Source organism: Klebsiella sp. Q2 (assembly GCF_009900705.1).
Classification (GTDB): Bacteria; Pseudomonadota; Gammaproteobacteria; order Enterobacterales; family Enterobacteriaceae; genus Klebsiella; species Klebsiella quasipneumoniae.
In genome coordinates, this window is the sequence record NZ_JAAABE010000006.1 from 18,199 (window position 1) to 34,461 (window position 16,263).

General features: G+C 55.3%; 16 protein-coding genes. 1 reads left to right on the plus strand and 15 read right to left on the minus strand.

Going from position 1 to position 16,263, the window contains the following annotated elements:
* Positions 1-3 precede the first annotated feature (3 nt).
* The 15 genes from rnhB to rpsB form a co-directional block, all read right to left on the minus strand.
* A complete protein-coding gene (rnhB, locus tag GT756_RS20700; protein WP_004204458.1) occupies positions 4-603 on the minus strand; it encodes a ribonuclease HII in 600 nt (199 codons plus the stop codon).
* Positions 600-1,751 (minus strand): lipid-A-disaccharide synthase, encoded by a 1,152-nt coding sequence (gene lpxB / locus GT756_RS20705; protein WP_160125041.1) that lies wholly within the window; start codon positions 1,749-1,751, stop codon positions 600-602. Before lpxB ends, rnhB begins: the two co-directional genes overlap by 4 nt.
* Positions 1,751-2,539, minus strand: a complete 789-nt coding sequence (lpxA, locus tag GT756_RS20710; RefSeq protein ID WP_151629174.1) for an acyl-ACP--UDP-N-acetylglucosamine O-acyltransferase — start codon at positions 2,537-2,539, stop codon at positions 1,751-1,753. The genes lpxB and lpxA overlap by 1 nt, the downstream gene beginning before the upstream one ends.
* A gap of 3 nt (positions 2,540-2,542) precedes the next feature.
* A complete protein-coding gene (fabZ, locus tag GT756_RS20715; RefSeq protein WP_004145858.1) occupies positions 2,543-2,998 on the minus strand; it encodes a 3-hydroxyacyl-ACP dehydratase FabZ in 456 nt (151 codons plus the stop codon).
* Between the two features lie 105 nt (positions 2,999-3,103).
* Positions 3,104-4,129: a UDP-3-O-(3-hydroxymyristoyl)glucosamine N-acyltransferase gene (gene lpxD / locus GT756_RS20720; protein ID WP_032452898.1), complete on the minus strand. Its 1,026-nt coding sequence runs from the start codon at positions 4,127-4,129 to the stop codon at positions 3,104-3,106.
* Between the two features lie 3 nt (positions 4,130-4,132).
* The gene (skp, locus tag GT756_RS20725) at positions 4,133-4,618 is read right to left on the minus strand and encodes a molecular chaperone Skp (protein ID WP_002889325.1); all 486 of its coding nucleotides are present in this window, start codon (positions 4,616-4,618) and stop codon (positions 4,133-4,135) included.
* A gap of 121 nt (positions 4,619-4,739) precedes the next feature.
* The gene (gene bamA / locus GT756_RS20730) at positions 4,740-7,169 is read right to left on the minus strand and encodes an outer membrane protein assembly factor BamA (RefSeq protein ID WP_004204452.1); all 2,430 of its coding nucleotides are present in this window, start codon (positions 7,167-7,169) and stop codon (positions 4,740-4,742) included.
* 31 nt (positions 7,170-7,200) lie between these two features.
* Complete coding sequence (gene rseP / locus GT756_RS20735) at positions 7,201-8,553, minus strand: sigma E protease regulator RseP (RefSeq protein ID WP_004204451.1); 1,353 nt, start codon at positions 8,551-8,553, stop codon at positions 7,201-7,203.
* Between the two features lie 11 nt (positions 8,554-8,564).
* A complete protein-coding gene (cdsA, locus tag GT756_RS20740; RefSeq protein ID WP_004204449.1) occupies positions 8,565-9,422 on the minus strand; it encodes a phosphatidate cytidylyltransferase in 858 nt (285 codons plus the stop codon).
* Between the two features lie 12 nt (positions 9,423-9,434).
* On the minus strand, positions 9,435-10,193 hold the full coding sequence (gene ispU, locus GT756_RS20745; protein ID WP_002889316.1) for a (2E,6E)-farnesyl-diphosphate-specific ditrans,polycis-undecaprenyl-diphosphate synthase: 759 nt from the start codon (positions 10,191-10,193) through the stop codon (positions 9,435-9,437).
* A gap of 237 nt (positions 10,194-10,430) precedes the next feature.
* Positions 10,431-11,633 (minus strand): 1-deoxy-D-xylulose-5-phosphate reductoisomerase, encoded by a 1,203-nt coding sequence (gene ispC / locus GT756_RS20750; RefSeq protein WP_048294195.1) that lies wholly within the window; start codon positions 11,631-11,633, stop codon positions 10,431-10,433.
* Between the two features lie 228 nt (positions 11,634-11,861).
* Positions 11,862-12,419, minus strand: coding sequence for a ribosome recycling factor (gene frr / locus GT756_RS20755; RefSeq protein ID WP_002889308.1), 558 nt, complete (start codon positions 12,417-12,419; stop codon positions 11,862-11,864).
* A gap of 150 nt (positions 12,420-12,569) precedes the next feature.
* Complete coding sequence (pyrH, locus tag GT756_RS20760; RefSeq protein ID WP_002889306.1) at positions 12,570-13,295, minus strand: UMP kinase; 726 nt, start codon at positions 13,293-13,295, stop codon at positions 12,570-12,572.
* Positions 13,296-13,442: 147 nt separating this feature from the next.
* Positions 13,443-14,294, minus strand: coding sequence for a translation elongation factor Ts (tsf, locus tag GT756_RS20765; protein WP_004151930.1), 852 nt, complete (start codon positions 14,292-14,294; stop codon positions 13,443-13,445).
* Between the two features lie 119 nt (positions 14,295-14,413).
* The gene (gene rpsB, locus GT756_RS20770) at positions 14,414-15,139 is read right to left on the minus strand and encodes a 30S ribosomal protein S2 (protein WP_004204447.1); all 726 of its coding nucleotides are present in this window, start codon (positions 15,137-15,139) and stop codon (positions 14,414-14,416) included.
* A gap of 321 nt (positions 15,140-15,460) precedes the next feature.
* Here rpsB and map point away from each other — a divergent pair, with 321 nt between their 5' ends.
* A complete protein-coding gene (gene map, locus GT756_RS20775) occupies positions 15,461-16,255 on the plus strand; it encodes a type I methionyl aminopeptidase (protein WP_004204446.1) in 795 nt (264 codons plus the stop codon).
* Positions 16,256-16,263 lie beyond the last annotated feature (8 nt).

Sequence of the window (16,263 nt, forward strand, 5' to 3'; positions counted from 1 at the left end):
GACTTAGTTGGACGCCAGGCCCAGGGCACGCTTCACCGGGCCAAAACTGCGCCGGTGATGCTCTGTTGCGCCGTGTTCCTGCAGCTTCTGCAGGTGAACAGCGGTGGGATAGCCTTTATGCTGGGCAAATCCGTAGTGGGGAAATGCGAGGTCCAGCGTGGCCATTTCGGCGTCACGAGTGACTTTTGCCAGAATAGACGCTGCGCTGATTTCTGCCACCCGGCTGTCGCCTTTGACTACTGCCAGGGAGGGCATCGGTAGCGATGGGCAGCGGTTGCCATCGATCAGAACAAACTCGGGTACAATGCTCAGGCCGGCGACGGCGCGCTGCATCGCCAGCATAGTGGCATGCAGGATATTCAGCTCATCGATTTCGTGCGGCTCGGCGCGTCCCAGGCTCCAGCACAGCGCTTTCTCTTTAATCTCATCGAACAGCGCCAGACGACGCTTCTCGCTGAGTTTTTTGGAATCATTCAGACCCACAATCGGCTTCGCCGGATCGAGGATCACCGCCGCGGTCACCACCGCGCCAACCAGGGGGCCACGCCCGACCTCATCGACGCCGGCAACCAGATGGGTATGCGGATAGACGAACTCCATCATTGTTTTGCTAACTCCAGTACGGCATCCGCCGCCTGCTCATCGGCGTTGCAGCGGATCTGCTGATGCAGCGCGCGGAATGTCTCATGCATCTCATGGCTGGTTTTGCCATCGGCCAGCAGCGGCTCCAGAGCGGCAGCCAGCGCCTGAGGCTCGCACTCATCCTGCAGCAGCTCTTTAACCAGCTCGCGCCCGGCAAGCAGGTTCGGCAACGAGACGTAGTCGGTTTTAACCAACCGCTTCGCCAGCCAGAAGGTGAACGGCTTCATGCGATAGCCAACCACCATCGGGCATTTCGCCAGCATACACTCCAGCGCCGCCGTCCCGGAGGCCAGCAGCGCGGCGTCGCTGGCGATCATCGCATCGCGCGCCTGACCGTCCAGCATATGGACGATCATATCCGGCGCCGTCTCAGCTTTAATTCGCTCAAACTGCTCCCGCCGTTTGGCATTAACCAGCGGCACCACCACCTGCAGATCGGGATAGCTAGCCCGCAGAAGCTGAGCGGTTTTCAGAAAGTCCGCGCTGAGCATTTCGACTTCTGCGCCGCGGCTACCGGGCAACAGCGCCAGGCAACGCACGTCGTGCGGGATCCCTAACCGATCGCGCGCGGCGCCTTTGTCAGGATCCAGCGGCATCGCATCCGCCATGGTATGGCCGATAAAACGGCAGGGAACGTTAAATTTGTCATAAAACGCTTTTTCGAAAGGCAGAAAGGCCAGCACCAGATTGGTGGATCTGCCGATTTTGAAAACGCGTTTTTGTCGCCAGGCCCAGACCGACGGGCTGACGTAGTGAATGGTTTTGATGCCCTGCTTTTTCAGATTCCCTTCGAGGGTAATATTGAAATCAGGGGCGTCGATGCCGACGAAGACGTCGGGACGCAGCTCGCCGAAGCGGCGGGTCAAATCGGCGCGAATATGGAGTAAGCGACGCAGGCGACCGAGCACTTCAACAATACCCATCACCGCCAGCTCTTCCATTTCGTACCAGGCTTCACACCCTTCCGCCTGCATCAGCGGTCCCGCCACGCCGACAAAGCGCGCATTCGGGATGCGTGCTTTGAGGGCGCGGATGAGGCCGGCGCCAAGAATATCGCCGGAGGTTTCTCCGGCGACCAGGGCAATCGTCAGGGGACGCTGTTCAGTCATTAACGAATCAAGCCGCGGGTAGAGCGGGCGAAGAAATCGACAAACGGCTGGACTTCAGGATGCTGAGTCGCCAGTTCGGCGATCTCCGGCTTGGCTTCTTCCAGCGTCTTGCCGCTGCGGTACAGCAGTTTATACGCGTTGCGGATCGCGGTAATCGCTTCCCGGCTGAAGCCGCGGCGTTTCAGGCCTTCGATATTGACGCCGAATGGCGTCGCATGGTTGCCCTGGGCAATCACGAACGGCGGAACGTCCTGCGCCACGCCGGAGCAGCCGCCAACCATAACATGTGAGCCAATGACGCAGAACTGGTGCACCGCGGTCATGCCGCCGATAATGACATAATCATCCAGCGAAACATGGCCCGCGAGCGTCGCGTTATTGGCCAGGATGCAGCGATCGCCAAGCGTACAATCGTGCGCCACGTGGGAGTTGATCATCAGCAGGTTATCGTTGCCCACCTTTGTTAATCCACCGCCCTGTACTGTGCCGCGATGAATGGTGACGCTTTCGCGAATGCGGTTGCGATCGCCAATTTCCACCCGGGTCGGTTCGCCAGCATATTTCAGATCCTGGTTAACTTCGCCGATGGAAGCGAACTGATAGATCTCATTGTCACGGCCGATTTTGGTGTGGCCATTAACGACAACGTGAGACTTCAGTACGGTGCCTTCGCCGATTTCGACGTTGGCGCCAACAATACAAAACGGACCAATGTGGACGTTAGCGCCAATCACGGCGCCTTCTTCTACAATGGCGGTAGGATGAACAAAAGCGGTTTTATCAATCACGTATCAGGCCTCCCGGCTACGCGCACACATCATCGTCGCTTCGCAAACCACTTTACCGTCAACCAGCGCAACGCCTTTGAAACGGGTCAGGCCGCGGCGGGTTTTCTCGAAAGTGACTTCCATAATCATCTGATCGCCTGGTACTACCGGGCGTTTGAAACGTGCTTCATCGATGCCCGCGAAGTAATACAGCTCGCCTGGTTCCAGTTTTCCAACGCTTTTGAATGCCAGAATCCCGGTGGCCTGCGCCATTGCTTCCAGAATCAGGACGCCCGGCAAAATCGGCTTACCAGGGAAATGCCCCTGGAAAAACGGCTCGTTTACAGAAACATTTTTTACTGCGCGCAGAAAACGACCTTCTTCAAAATCCAGCACGCGATCTACCAGCAGGAACGGGTAACGGTGAGGCAGAAGTTCCAGAATCTCTTCAATGTGCAGAGTATGAGTGTCAGTAGTCAAAATACTCTTCCTGTCTAAATGTACTAAAAGGCAATAATAACACGGCCTGCGGCAATCTTTTAGCGAATGCAACAGGCCGGAAATGTCATGTGACCAAATGATGAATTAGTCTTGTTGATTAACCTTGCGCTCAATCGCTTTCAGGCGCTTGCTCATCTCGTCAATATTCATCACCAGCGCAGCGGTTTTACGCCACGCCTTGTTCGGCTGCAGCGGAATACCGGAGGAGTATACGCCAGGTTCGCTGATAGGACGCATCACCATCCCCATCCCCGTGACGGTGACCTTATCGCAGATTTCCATATGGCCGTTAATCACGCTGGCGCCGCCAATCATGCAGTAGCGGCCGATTTTCAGGCTGCCTGCCATGATAACGCCGCCGGCAACCGCGGTATTGTCGCCAATCACCACGTTATGTGCAATCTGGCACTGGTTATCGATGATAACCCCGTTGCCAATCACGGTATCGTCCAGCGCGCCGCGGTCAATTGTGGTGCAGGCGCCGATCTCCACGCGATCGCCAATAATGACGCGACCCAGCTGCGGGATCTTCACCCAGTTGCCGCGATCGTTGGCGTAGCCGAAACCATCCGCGCCGATCACCGTGCTGGACTGGATCAGGCAATTCTCGCCGATCTCAATCTCATGGTAAACGGTCACATTGGCCCACAGACGCGAGCCGGCGCCTATTTTCGTATTTTTCCCAACGAAGCAGCCTGCGCCGATGACCACGTTATCGCCCAGCTCTACCCCGGATTCGATAACGGCGTTGGCGCCGATGGCAACGTTGCTACCCAGCTTCGCCGTCGGATCGATAACCGCGCTCGGCGCGATATCCTGTGCCGGCTGCGGCGTGGTATCCAGAATTTGAGCCATGCGCGCATAGGTCAGGTAGGGATTACGCACTACCAGCGCGGCGCTATGGGCAAAAGGCAAATCATCCTGCGTCATCACAACGGCAGAAGCCTGGCAAGCGGCCAGGTGCTCACGGTACTTAGGGTTGACCATGAAAGTGATTTGGCCCGTTTTCGCGCTCTGCATGGACGCAACGCCGGTGATGACGATATCGCCATCACCGTGTAATTCTGCATCCAACTGCTGCGCGAGATCAGCCAGTCGAATTGAAGGCATTACTTATTTAACCTGTTTCAGCACATCAGCGGTGATGTCTTTTACATCGCTGCTGTTGTATGCAACGGCATTCGCGTCAACCACCAGATCGATGCTCTGATCTTTCGCTACGCTCTGTACGGCAGTCTGGATACGGGTCACCAGTTTGCCACGCTCTTCGTTGGAACGACGAGCGCGATCCTGTTCAAACGCCTGCGCTTTCTGGGAGAAGGTCTGGCGCTGAGCCATCACGTCTTTTTCCAGTTTGGTACGATCGGCGCCCGGCTTCATGGACTGCAGACGCTGCATTTTAGACTGCAGGTCGCCTTCCATACGCTGCAGTTCGCTAGCGCGGCCTTTGAACTCGTTTTCCAGCGTGTTGGAAACGCCAGTTTTCTGGGCAACCTGTTGGAACAGGCTGTTCATGTTCACCAGGGCAATTTTATCTGCCGCCTGAGCGGAAGTTACCATTGCCAAACCCAGACCTGCAGCTAATAACCACTTTTTCACAATAAACTCCTTACCATCCCATGAGTACCCAGGGGTACCGTTATTTGCGTGGCGAGGCGATAAACGCGTTATCGCCTACGGTCAGCGCTATACTGCACTTGCATTCCGTTGCCGCCAACAATTACCAGGTTTTACCAATGTTAAACTGGAACTGTTCGGCTTTGTCTCCATCGTACTTTTTGAACGGTTGGGCGTAGGAGAAGACCAACGGCCCCAACGGCGACATCCACTGCACGGCAATACCCGCAGACATACGGATGTTGCTCGGATCGCTGTAATCCGGATATCCAGCGTACGCGTTCGAATCCCAGTGAGTATCCCATACGGTACCCATATCCCAGAAGAAGGAAGTCCGGACCGAGTTCGCATATTTGTCACTAATAAACGGCGTCGGGGTAATCAGCTCCAGGCTGGCCACCGCCATGGCGTTACCGCCCACCGCATCATCGGATTTACACGGTGCGGATTCGGTGCTCTTACAGTCGTTGGTATAGCCGCTGTCGCCATCATGACGGCTGCTCGACGGGAAGTACACCGCCTTCGGACCAATGGTGTTCGACTGGAAGCCACGCACGGTGCTGGAACCACCGGCATAGAAGTTCTCATAGAACGGCATCTCTTTGCCGCCGATACCATCGCCATAGCCAAAGCGGGTACGACCCAGCACCACCCATTCATGATCGTTGTCGATCGGCACATAGGTGGCGGTATCCAACGTCGCTTTGTAGTATTCGTTGTCCGAACCCGGAATGGTCACTTTACCGTTCAGGTTGACGCGCGAACCTTCGGTTGGGAAGAAGCCGCGGTCAAGCTTGTTATAGGTCCAACCGTAGTTGAAGGTGAAGTCATTCGCACTGAACGAGTTCCGGTCGTTGGTGTTGTCCGGATACTGGCCCATCGAGTTCAGGTAACGCCACATCGCCACCTGCGGCTGCATATTGGACAGGGAGTTATGCACATACCCGACGCCCGCGCGCAGCGTGTTGTATTCGTTGACCGGGAAGCCCAGCGTGACGTCTGTACCATAGCTTTTGTTGGTATAGTCAGACAGATCCGCATCGTTCGCGTCAAAGTCATTATAGAAGATACGACCGCCGAGGCTCACACCGTCTACGGTGAAGTACGGGTTGGTCACCGACAGCTCGGTATAGGTCTGGTAGTCGTTTTTGGTGCCGTTGATCCCGACAGCATAGCCAGTACCTAACCAGTTATCCTGCTGAACGCCCGCCTGGAAGCTGACGCCGCTCTCGGTACCGTAACCGATACCGAAGTTGAAGCTACCGGTGTTACGCTCTTTCACCTTGTAGACTACGTCGACCTGGTCCGGGCTGCCTGGTACGCGCTGGGTATCGGTATCGACCGTTTCGAAGAAGCCTAAACGGTTGAGACGGTCTTTACCCTGATCGACGAGGTCGCTGCCCAGCCAAGCGCCTTCCATCTGGCGCATTTCGCGGCGCAGAACGGCGTCTTTGGAGGTGTCATTGCCTTCGAAGCGAATTTTACGCACGTAATAGCGGTTGCCCGCGTCGACGTTGACGTGCAGCTTAACGGTTTTATCGCTGTCGTTGATCTCCGGCTGCGACTGTACCCGCGGGTAGGCGTAACCATAACGACCCAACAGTTTCTTGATGTCGTTTTCCATCTTGGTCACTTTCGCGCCGTTATACAGTTCACCCGGCTCGACTTTGGTCAGCGCTTCGATTTCCGCGGAATGGCCGGCGAGGTTGCCCGTCACCTGTACCCCGGAAAACTTGTACTGATCGCCTTCGGTGATGTTGACGGTGATATAGATCCCTTTCTTATCCGGCGTCAGGCTGACCTGGGTAGAATCGATGTTGAAACGGGCATAGCCGCGATCCAGGTAGTAGCTGCGCAGGGTTTCAAGGTCGCCCGCCAGTTTCTGCTTCTGGTATTTACGGTCGCCGACCACGTTCCACCACGGCACTTCATCGCGCAGCTGGAAGTGGGAGATCAGCTCATCAGTCGAAAACGCATGGTTGCCGACGATGTTGATCTGCTGAATTTTAGCGGAGACGCCTTCCTGGAAGACCAGTTTCAGGTCGACACGGTTACGCGGCAGCGGGGTAACGACCGCTTTGACGCTGGCGCTGTATTTACCGACGCTGTAGTAGAAATCCTCGAGGCCCTTCTCGATATCCGCGATGGTCGTGCGGTCAAGCGACTCGCCCACCCGAACGCCAGAGGCCTCAAGGTTCTGCTTGAGCATGTCATCTTTCACCGACTTGTTGCCGGAGAAGGTGATGCTGGCGATCGTCGGACGCTCTTTCACCTGCACCAGCAGGGTATCACCATCGCGCAGGACGCGGACGTCCTCGAAGTTGCCAGTGGCAAACAGCGCGCGAATAGTGTTACTGATATCATCGTCGGTCACCGTATCGCCAGGACGCACTGGCATACTGAGGAGGGCCGCACCAACAGCGACACGCTGCAAGCCTTCGAAATGAATGTCCTTCACCACGAACCCTTCAGCACCGTATACAGTCGCGCTGCTAAACAGCAGCGACGCTATGAGCAACTTTTTCATCGCCATCGTTATTATGCGTTCTTCCTAACAAACTCTCTTATAACCGAGAGAAATCATTGAAAAGTGCAAGCCCCATTAACAGCACCAGCAGTATTGAGCCAATGCGATAACTAAAGTCTTGAACTCGCTCGGATACCGGCCCGCCCTTCAGCTTTTCAATCGCCAAAAACAGCAGATGTCCCCCATCCAGTACGGGTAGTGGGAACAGGTTGATGATTCCGAGGTTCACGCTAATCAGCGCAAGGAACATCAGATAATAAATCAACCCAAACTCCGCTGACATTCCAGCCCCCTGAGCGATAGAGATCGGCCCACTGAGGTTGTTCAGTTTGACATCACCGGTTATCAATTTACCCAGCATCCTGACCGTCAGTGACATCAGCTGCCAGGTTTTATCCGTGGCTTCAGCGATGGCGGCAAACGGTCCGTACTGACGTACTGTCTTGTATTCTTCAGGCAGCGGGATGACCTTTGGCACCACCCCTGCAAACCCTTCTGCCTTACCTTTCACCGTTTTTGCATCCGGCGTCAGGGTTAACGGCAGCGCACTCCCCTGCCGTTCAATCTCCAGCGCCAGCGCTTTGCCCGGATTATCGCGCACCAGATTAACAAACGTCATCCACTGCGTTAACGGTTGACCATCGACTTTAACGATCCGGTCGCCCGCTTGCAAACCTGCTTTCTGCGCTGCCGAGCCCGCCTGGACCTCCGCCAGCACTGTATCAATCTGCGCGCTGCGCGGCTGGATCCCCAGCGACGTGACGGGATCTTGCTTGTCTGGCTCAAACGCCCAGTGCCGCAGATCGACGATTTTATCCTGGCGCTGATTAGTCCCGAAAGGGGCGACGGTAAGTATTGTTTGCGGGTTGCCGATTTTGGCCACCAGCTGCAGACGCACCGCATCCCAATCAGGCGTTTCGATACCATCTATCGCTTTAAGTTCCGTTCCTTTTGCAATTTGTGCTTGCGCGGCAACCGAATTGGGCGTTATTTCACCCACTACCGGACGGACCCCAGGAACGCCGATGATGAAGACCAGCCAGTAGGCAAAGATAGCGAAAAGGAAGTTAGCGATGGGACCGGCGGCAATCACCGCCGCGCGCTGGCCGACGGTTTTATTATTGAACGCATAGTGGCGCATCTCCGGCGCCACCGCTTCAACACGCTCATCCAGCATCTTGACGTAGCCGCCCAGCGGGATCAGGGCAATGACGAACTCCGTACCCTGCTTATCCATCCGCCGCCACAGCGCTTTGCCGAAGCCGATAGAAAAACGCTCAACCCGGATACCGCAGCGACGCGCTACCCAAAAATGGCCAAACTCATGCACCGTAATCAGTACGCCAAGCGCAATGATAAAAGCTGCCAGATTCCAGAGCACGCTCAGCATATCACCTTCCGTCAAATCGTCCTGAAGACCAACAGTAGCAGACAGGCGAAGACCGGCACCGCCGCCGTCAGGCTGTCGATACGATCGAGAATACCGCCGTGTCCGGGAATCAAGTGCCCGCTGTCCTTAATGCCGGCCTCGCGCTTAAACATACTTTCCGTCAGATCGCCCAGCACCGAAGCCAGGGCGGCTACCACCGAACAGACCAGCAGCACCGTTGGCGTAACGTCAAGATGGGCCCACACCCCGTAGGCCCAGGAGATCACCGCCGCGGTCAGCAAACCGCCAAAAAAGCCCTGCCAGGTTTTTCCCGGCGAAACCTTCGGCGCCAGCTTGTGCTTGCCAAACATTTTGCCAAACATATAGGCGCCGGAATCCGCGCCCCAGACCAGAATCATCACGTACAGGAGCCACAGCGCACCGCTGTAATGGTTATCGGTATAGTGCCAGGCGCGTAGCGCCAGCATGCCCCAGAAAAACGGGACAATGGTCAGGATACCGAAGATGAGGCGCAGCACTTTAGAGTGACGCCAGAATGCCGCCGACGCCGGATAAGAGAGCACCAGCAGCAGCGCGACGATCCACCAGACGAAAGAGGCCCACAGCGAGCCTTCAACCATCGGTTGATGAACGTCATAATGGTATTCCGGCAGCAGAAACAGCATCGCCGCCAGCAGAAGGCCGCACAACACCGCCAGCCAGACCCGCTGCGACGTCGAGGTGAAACCACTCAGTTGCCCCCACTCCCATGCGGCGAGCATACAGACCACCAGGGTCACGATAGCAAATCCCATAGGCGGCAATAAAAACAGCGCCGCAATGACGACGGGGATTAAGACGAAAGCAGATATCAGGCGATACTTCAGCAAAAGTGACCCCCATCAGGCATGACTGCCACCCGGCTCAGTGCCGCCGAAACGACGCTCTCGATTAACAAAGGCATGGAGTGCACCTTCAAAGTCCTGTTCAGCAAAATCGGGCCAAAGAACATCCGTAAAGTAAAGTTCGGCATAGGCAATTTGCCAAATCAGAAAATTACTTATTCGGTGCTCTCCCCCGGTCCTAATAACTAAATCTACGGGAGCCAGTTCATGCATGCAGACCTGCTGACTCAGCATGTCTTCCGTGATCTGCTCAGGCAGCAGCGTCCCGTCCTGTACCTGTTTCGCCAGCAAACGAACGCCCTGGGTAATATCCCAGCGACCGCCATAATTGGCCGCAATATTCAGCGTTAAGCCGGTATTGTTCGCGGTCAGCGCTTCCGCTTTGCGGATACGCTCCTGCAGGCGCGCATTGAAGCGCGTGGTGTCGCCAATAATCCGCAAACGCACATTGTGTCGGTGCAGGCTTTTGACTTCGCTATCCAGCGCCCAGACGAACAGCTCCATCAGCGCACTGACTTCCTGAGCCGGACGGTTCCAGTTTTCGCTGCTGAACGCGTATAACGTTAACGCCTCAATCCCATTATTCGCCGCGAAAGAGACCGCGCGACGCACGGATTTCGCACCGGCCTTGTGCCCGAAAGCGCGAATTTTACCTTGCCGTTTCGCCCAACGGCCGTTGCCATCCATAATAATGGCGACATGACGGCAGCCATGTGTGGGCGATATTTCGCTGACAGTTTGATTAGCAGACAACATCACGCGTTTTAAGTCCATAATAAGGATTAACTAGCCACCAAACAGAGGCCACCGGGCCGCGCTGGATACGCATTTTTATCCGGTGCCGGGGCTGCAGCCAATCGCAGAGAACAACCAAAAGCTTTACGCAAAAAAGCCGTGTTTTGCCACGGCCACCGTAATCTTTAACAACAAAATGCAACGATCGGGTGGCGCAGACTATATCACTGAAGCTTTGCGCCCACAAATATCACCGCGTTACGCCTGGGTGACCAACCGTTTCAGCTGTTGATGAGCAACCGCGCGGGCCTCAGCGTCGATAACCAGAACGTCATCAATGCTTTGCGGCTCCTGCAGGTTCATCTTATCCAGCACAGTCTGGTTAACCGCCGCAATATCGGTAAAGCGGATATCGCCATGCAGAAACGCGGCAACCGACTCTTCATTGGCCGCATTCAGCGTGGTGGTCGCCGCCTGGCCGACGTCAAACGCCTCCATCGCCAGCTTCAGGCACGGATACCGCGTATAGTCTGGCGCGGAGAAGCTCAGATTGCTCAGCTGGCAGAAGTCCAGCGGCTTAGCGCCGGAGTTCAGCCGCTGCGGCCAGCCCATGGTATGGGCGATCGGCGTGCGCATATCCGGCTCCCCAAGCTGCGCCAGCACACTGCCGTCCTGATAGCGAACCATCGAGTGGATCACCGACTGCGGATGGATAAGAACCTCCATCTGCCGGGCCGAGGCGTTAAACAGCCAACGCGCTTCAATATATTCCAGGCCTTTGTTCATCATCGTAGCGGAGTCAACGGAGATCTTGCGTCCCATCGACCAGTTAGGATGACGGCAGGCCTGATCCGGCGTCATCGCCGCCAGTTCAGCTACCGCTGTCTCACGGAAAGGCCCGCCCGAGCCGGTCAGCAGGATGGATGAAACGCCATTCTGCGCCAGGTCAGCGTATCCCAGATGCTGCTGAATTGTCTCCGGCATACTCTGAAAAATCGCGTTATGTTCGCTATCGACCGGCAGCAATCGCGCCCCCGACCGTTGAACCGCCTCCATGAACAAGCGACCGCAGGTCACCAGCGACTCTTTATTCGCTAACAACACCGTTTTCCCGGCGCGGATCGCCGCCAGCGTCGGCACCAGCCCCGCCGCGCCGACGATAGCCGCCATCACCTGATCGACCTCCTCCAGCGCTGCGACCTCTGCCGCCGCCTGCTGGCCGCTCAGCACCTCGGTACGGCAGCCATGTTCCTGCAGACGGGTGCGCAATCGCTCAGCGCTTTGCGCATCGTCCATCACGGCGTAACGGGGGGTAAATTCAAGGCATTGTTCAACCATACGGTCAACGTTTTTCCCCGCGACCAGCGCGGCGACGGAAAAGCGACCGGGATTATGGCGCACCACGTCCAGCGTGCTACAGCCAATGGAGCCGGTCGAACCGAGAACGGTTAATTGCTTCATGAGACGTCCAGAAGAGTGGAAACAGAATAAAAAGCAAAACGCCGCCAGCAAGCCCCTACGCAGCAATTATCAGGGATAAGACGGCGGCATTAGGCCTTCAACTTAGCGCTAAAGGCTACAAGGCCAGCGGTCGCAACGCAATCCCGAGAATTGAGCGTACAGTCTTCTGTACGGCGTTTCGGATTTTACTCAGACCAGACGCTGTCAGGCCCGAGTAAGGGCAGAGCATCAGAACTGCATCAGTTCTGCTTCTTTGTCTGCCAGCGCCGCGTCAACTTTCTTGATGGCGGCGTCAGTCATTTTCTGCACGTCGTCCTGAGAACGGCGATCGTCATCTTCGCTGATCTCTTTCTCTTTCAGCAGCGCTTTGACTTTGTCGTTGGCGTCGCGGCGAACGTTACGTACGGCAACGCGCGCCTGCTCAGCTTCACCACGTACGATCTTGGTCAGATCTTTACGACGCTCTTCGGTCAGCGGCGGCAGCGGAACACGAATATCGCTGCCGGCAGAGCTTGGGTTCAGACCGAGGTCGGACGCCATGATCGCTTTTTCAACGGCCGCGGACATAGAACGGTCAAAGACGTTGATTTTCAGGGTACGGGAGTCTTCGACGGTGACGCTGGCCAGCTGGCGCAGCGGGGTCGGCGTACCGTAGTATTCAACAACAATCCCGTCCAGCAGGCTCGGAGAAGCACGACCCGTGCGAATTTTGCTGATTTGGTTTTTGAATGCTTCGACGCATTTTTCCATGCGGATTTCAGCATCTTTTCTGATATCGCTAATCACGTTACGAATCCTTGAAAGCTTGTCTCAGTCAGACCAGACGGGGCACCCGTCGGAAAATGAGCTAAGTATAGTCAGATTTAATGAAAATCACCGGGTAATATCCCCGCGAAAGTAAAGCGGAATATTACCCGGATTTGGCGCTGACGGGAATTATTCCGTGATCAATGTGCCTTCTTTTTCGCCCATCACCACGCGACGCAGGGCGCCAGGTTTGTTCATGTTGAAGACGCGAATCGGCAATTTATGGTCACGCGCCAGGGTGAAGGCCGCGAGATCCATCACTTTCAGCTCTTTTTCCAGCACTTCGCTGTAGGTCAGCTGATCGTACATCGTGGCGGAAGGATCTTTGGCCGGATCAGCGGTGAATACGCCGTCAACCTTGGTGGCTTTCAGCACCACATCGGCTTCAATTTCAATACCGCGCAGGCAGGCTGCGGAATCGGTGGTAAAGAACGGGTTGCCGGTACCCGCGGAAAGGATCACCACGCGGTTGTTGCGCAGCAGGCTGATCGCCTCTGCCCAGCTGTAGTTGTCGCACACGCCGTTCAGCGGAATGGCGGACATCAGACGAGCGTTCACATAGGCGCGGTGGAGCGCATCGCGCATCGCGAGGCCATTCATAACCGTTGCCAGCATGCCCATGTGGTCGCCCACAACGCGGTTCATACCCGCTTTCGCCAGACCAGCACCACGGAACAGGTTACCGCCACCAATTACTACGCCAACCTGAATACCCAGCTCAACCAGCTCTTTGATCTCCTGAGCCATGCGGTCAAGTATGCTTGCATCAATACCGAAGCCTTCTGAGCCCTGCAGCGCTTCGCCACTTAATTTCAGCAGAATACGTTTGTAGACGGGTTTTGCATTGGTAGCCATGTTTCTTTCCTGAGACTGTCAACGAATGAGATGTGAGAATTCCGGCGACATTGTATGTCGCATTTCAGCGCGGTCACTATAAGCAGTTGGCTGAATTTACAAAATGGGCGCAAAAAGAAGCCGCCCTCAGGCGGCTCCTTGTAAAAATTAAGACTGCTTGGACATCGCAGCAACTTCTGCTGCAAAGTCAGTCTCAACTTTCTCGATGCCTTCGCCCACTTCAAAGCGGATGAAGCCAGTCACGTCAGCGTTGTGCTCTTTCAGCAGCTGACCAACAGATTTGCTCGGCTCCATGACGAAAGGCTGACCAGTCAGAGAAACTTCGCCGGTGAATTTCTTCATGCGGCCTTCAACCATTTTCTCTGCGATTTCTTTCGGCTTACCGGACTGCATCGCGATGTCCAGCTGAACCTGGTACTCTTTCTCTACCACTTCAGCAGACACGTCTTCCGGCTTAACGAATTCCGGCTTGCTTGCAGCAACGTGCATTGCCAGCTGCTTAACCAGCTCTTCGTCAGCGCCTTTAGCGGCAACCAGAACGCCGATGCGCGCACCGTGCTGGTAGCTGCCCAGAACGTCGCCTTCCAGAACAGCGATACGACGGATGTTGATGTTCTCACCGATTTTAGCAACCAGGGCAACACGTTCTTCTTCGAACTGCGCTTTCAGAACTTCAACGTCGGAGATTTTACCCGCAACAGCGGCGTCCAGTACTTTGTCAGCAAATGCCTGGAAACCACCATCTTTAGCAACGAAGTCAGTCTGGCAGTTAACTTCCAGAATGTAACCGTAGTTGCCTTCGATTTTGGTTTTGATCACGCCGTCAGCAGCCACGTTGCCTGCTTTCTTCGCCGCTTTGATCGCGCCGGATTTACGCATGTTTTCGATTGCCAGCTCGATGTCGCCATTCGCTTCAGTCAGCGCTTTTTTGCAATCCATCATGCCTGCGCCAGTACGTTCGCGCAGCTCTTTTACCAGGGAAGCGGTAATTTCAGCCATTCTAAAATCCTCGGGAGATGTGGATACTGCCCGGCCAACGGCCAAACAGCGTAAATTGAAAAAAGGGGCCGATAATGGGCCCCTATTCATACACGGTACTAATAAGGGCTTAAACCTTATTATTCAGCTTCTACGAAGCTTTCTTCCGCCTGAGAAGCCAGGTCCTGAGAGCGACCTTCACGAACGGTAGCAGCAACAGCGCCCAGGTACAGGCTTACTGCGCGGATTGCATCGTCGTTACCCGGGATAACGAAGTCTACGCCGTCCGGATCAGAGTTGGTATCAACGATAGCAAATACCGGGATGCCCAGGTTGTTTGCTTCTTTGATAGCGATGTGCTCGTGGTCAGCGTCGATTACGAACAGTGCGTCCGGCAGGCCGCCCATGTCTTTGATACCGCCCAGGCTGTTTTCCAGCTTGTCCAGCTCACGAGTACGCATCAGCGCTTCTTTCTTGGTCAGCTTGTCGAAAGTACCGTCCTGGGACTGAGTTTCCAGGTCTTTCAGACGTTTGATGGACTGACGAACGGTTTTCCAGTTAGTCAGCATACCGCCCAGCCAGCGATGGTTCACGAAGAACTGGTCGCAGCTCAGAGCAGCGTCTTTTACCGCTTCGCTTGCAGCGCGCTTAGTACCAACGAAAAGGATTTTACCTTTACGAGCAGCGATCTTGTTCAGTTCAGCCAGAGCGTCGTTGAACATCGGTACGGTTTTCTCAAGGTTGATGATGTGAACTTTGTTACGCGCACCGAAGATGAACGGCTTCATTTTCGGGTTCCAGTAACGGGTCTGGTGACCGAAGTGAACACCAGCCTTGAGCATGTCGCGCATGGAAACAGTTGCCATGTTTAAAACCTCTATAGATTAAATTGGGGTTATGCCTCCACGTATCCCATATTACCGACCCCAAAGGGCACCCCGGAATATGTGCCGATACGTGTGTGTTGTTACACAAAGTGAGATTTGTCGCTCCCGTCCATCCTGTGTATCTGAGATGGATCGGAAGTCCGGCGCGCTTTATACCACAAAATCCACCCAGACACCAACTCTTGTTGACGTCGCGTGCTGTTAATGATTCTCAGTTTGGCACCAGCCTGCCCGGACTGTTACCATTGACAGGACTTACTCTATTATTGTCGAAAATATCGACACTGCTGGACATACTCCATGGCTATCTCTATTAAGACATCTGAAGATATTGAAAAAATGCGCGTTGCCGGTCGCCTGGCCGCTGAAGTGCTGGAAATGATCGAACCCTGGGTTAAGCCGGGCGTCAGCACTGGCGAACTGGACCGTATCTGTAACGACTATATCGTTAACGAGCAGAAGGCCATTTCCGCCTGTCTCGGCTATCACGGCTATCCGAAATCCGTCTGCATTTCGGTCAACGAAGTGGTCTGTCACGGTATCCCTGACGACGGCAAACTGCTGAAAGATGGCGATATCGTGAATATCGACGTGACCGTCATTAAAGATGATTTCCATGGCGATACCTCCAAAATGTTTATCGTCGGCAAACCGACGATTCTCGGCGAGCGCCTGTGCCGCATCACTCAGGAAAGCCTGTACCTGGCGCTGAAGATGGTGAAGCCGGGCATCAATCTGCGCACCATCGGCGCGGCGATCCAGAAATATGTGGAAGCGGAAGGATTCTCCGTGGTTCGCGAATACTGCGGTCATGGCATCGGCCGCGGCTTCCATGAAGAGCCGCAGGTGCTGCACTACGACTCGCCGGAAACCAACGTCGTGCTCAAACCAGGCATGACCTTTACCATCGAGCCGATGGTCAACGCCGGTAAAAAAGAGATCCGCAGCATGAAAGACGGCTGGACGGTGAAAACTAAAGACCGGAGCTTGTCTGCACAGTATGAGCATACTATTGTGGTGACAGACAACGGCTGCGAAATTCTGACGCTACGTAAGGATGACACCATCCCGGCGATAATCTCGCACGATGAATGATGAAAAGC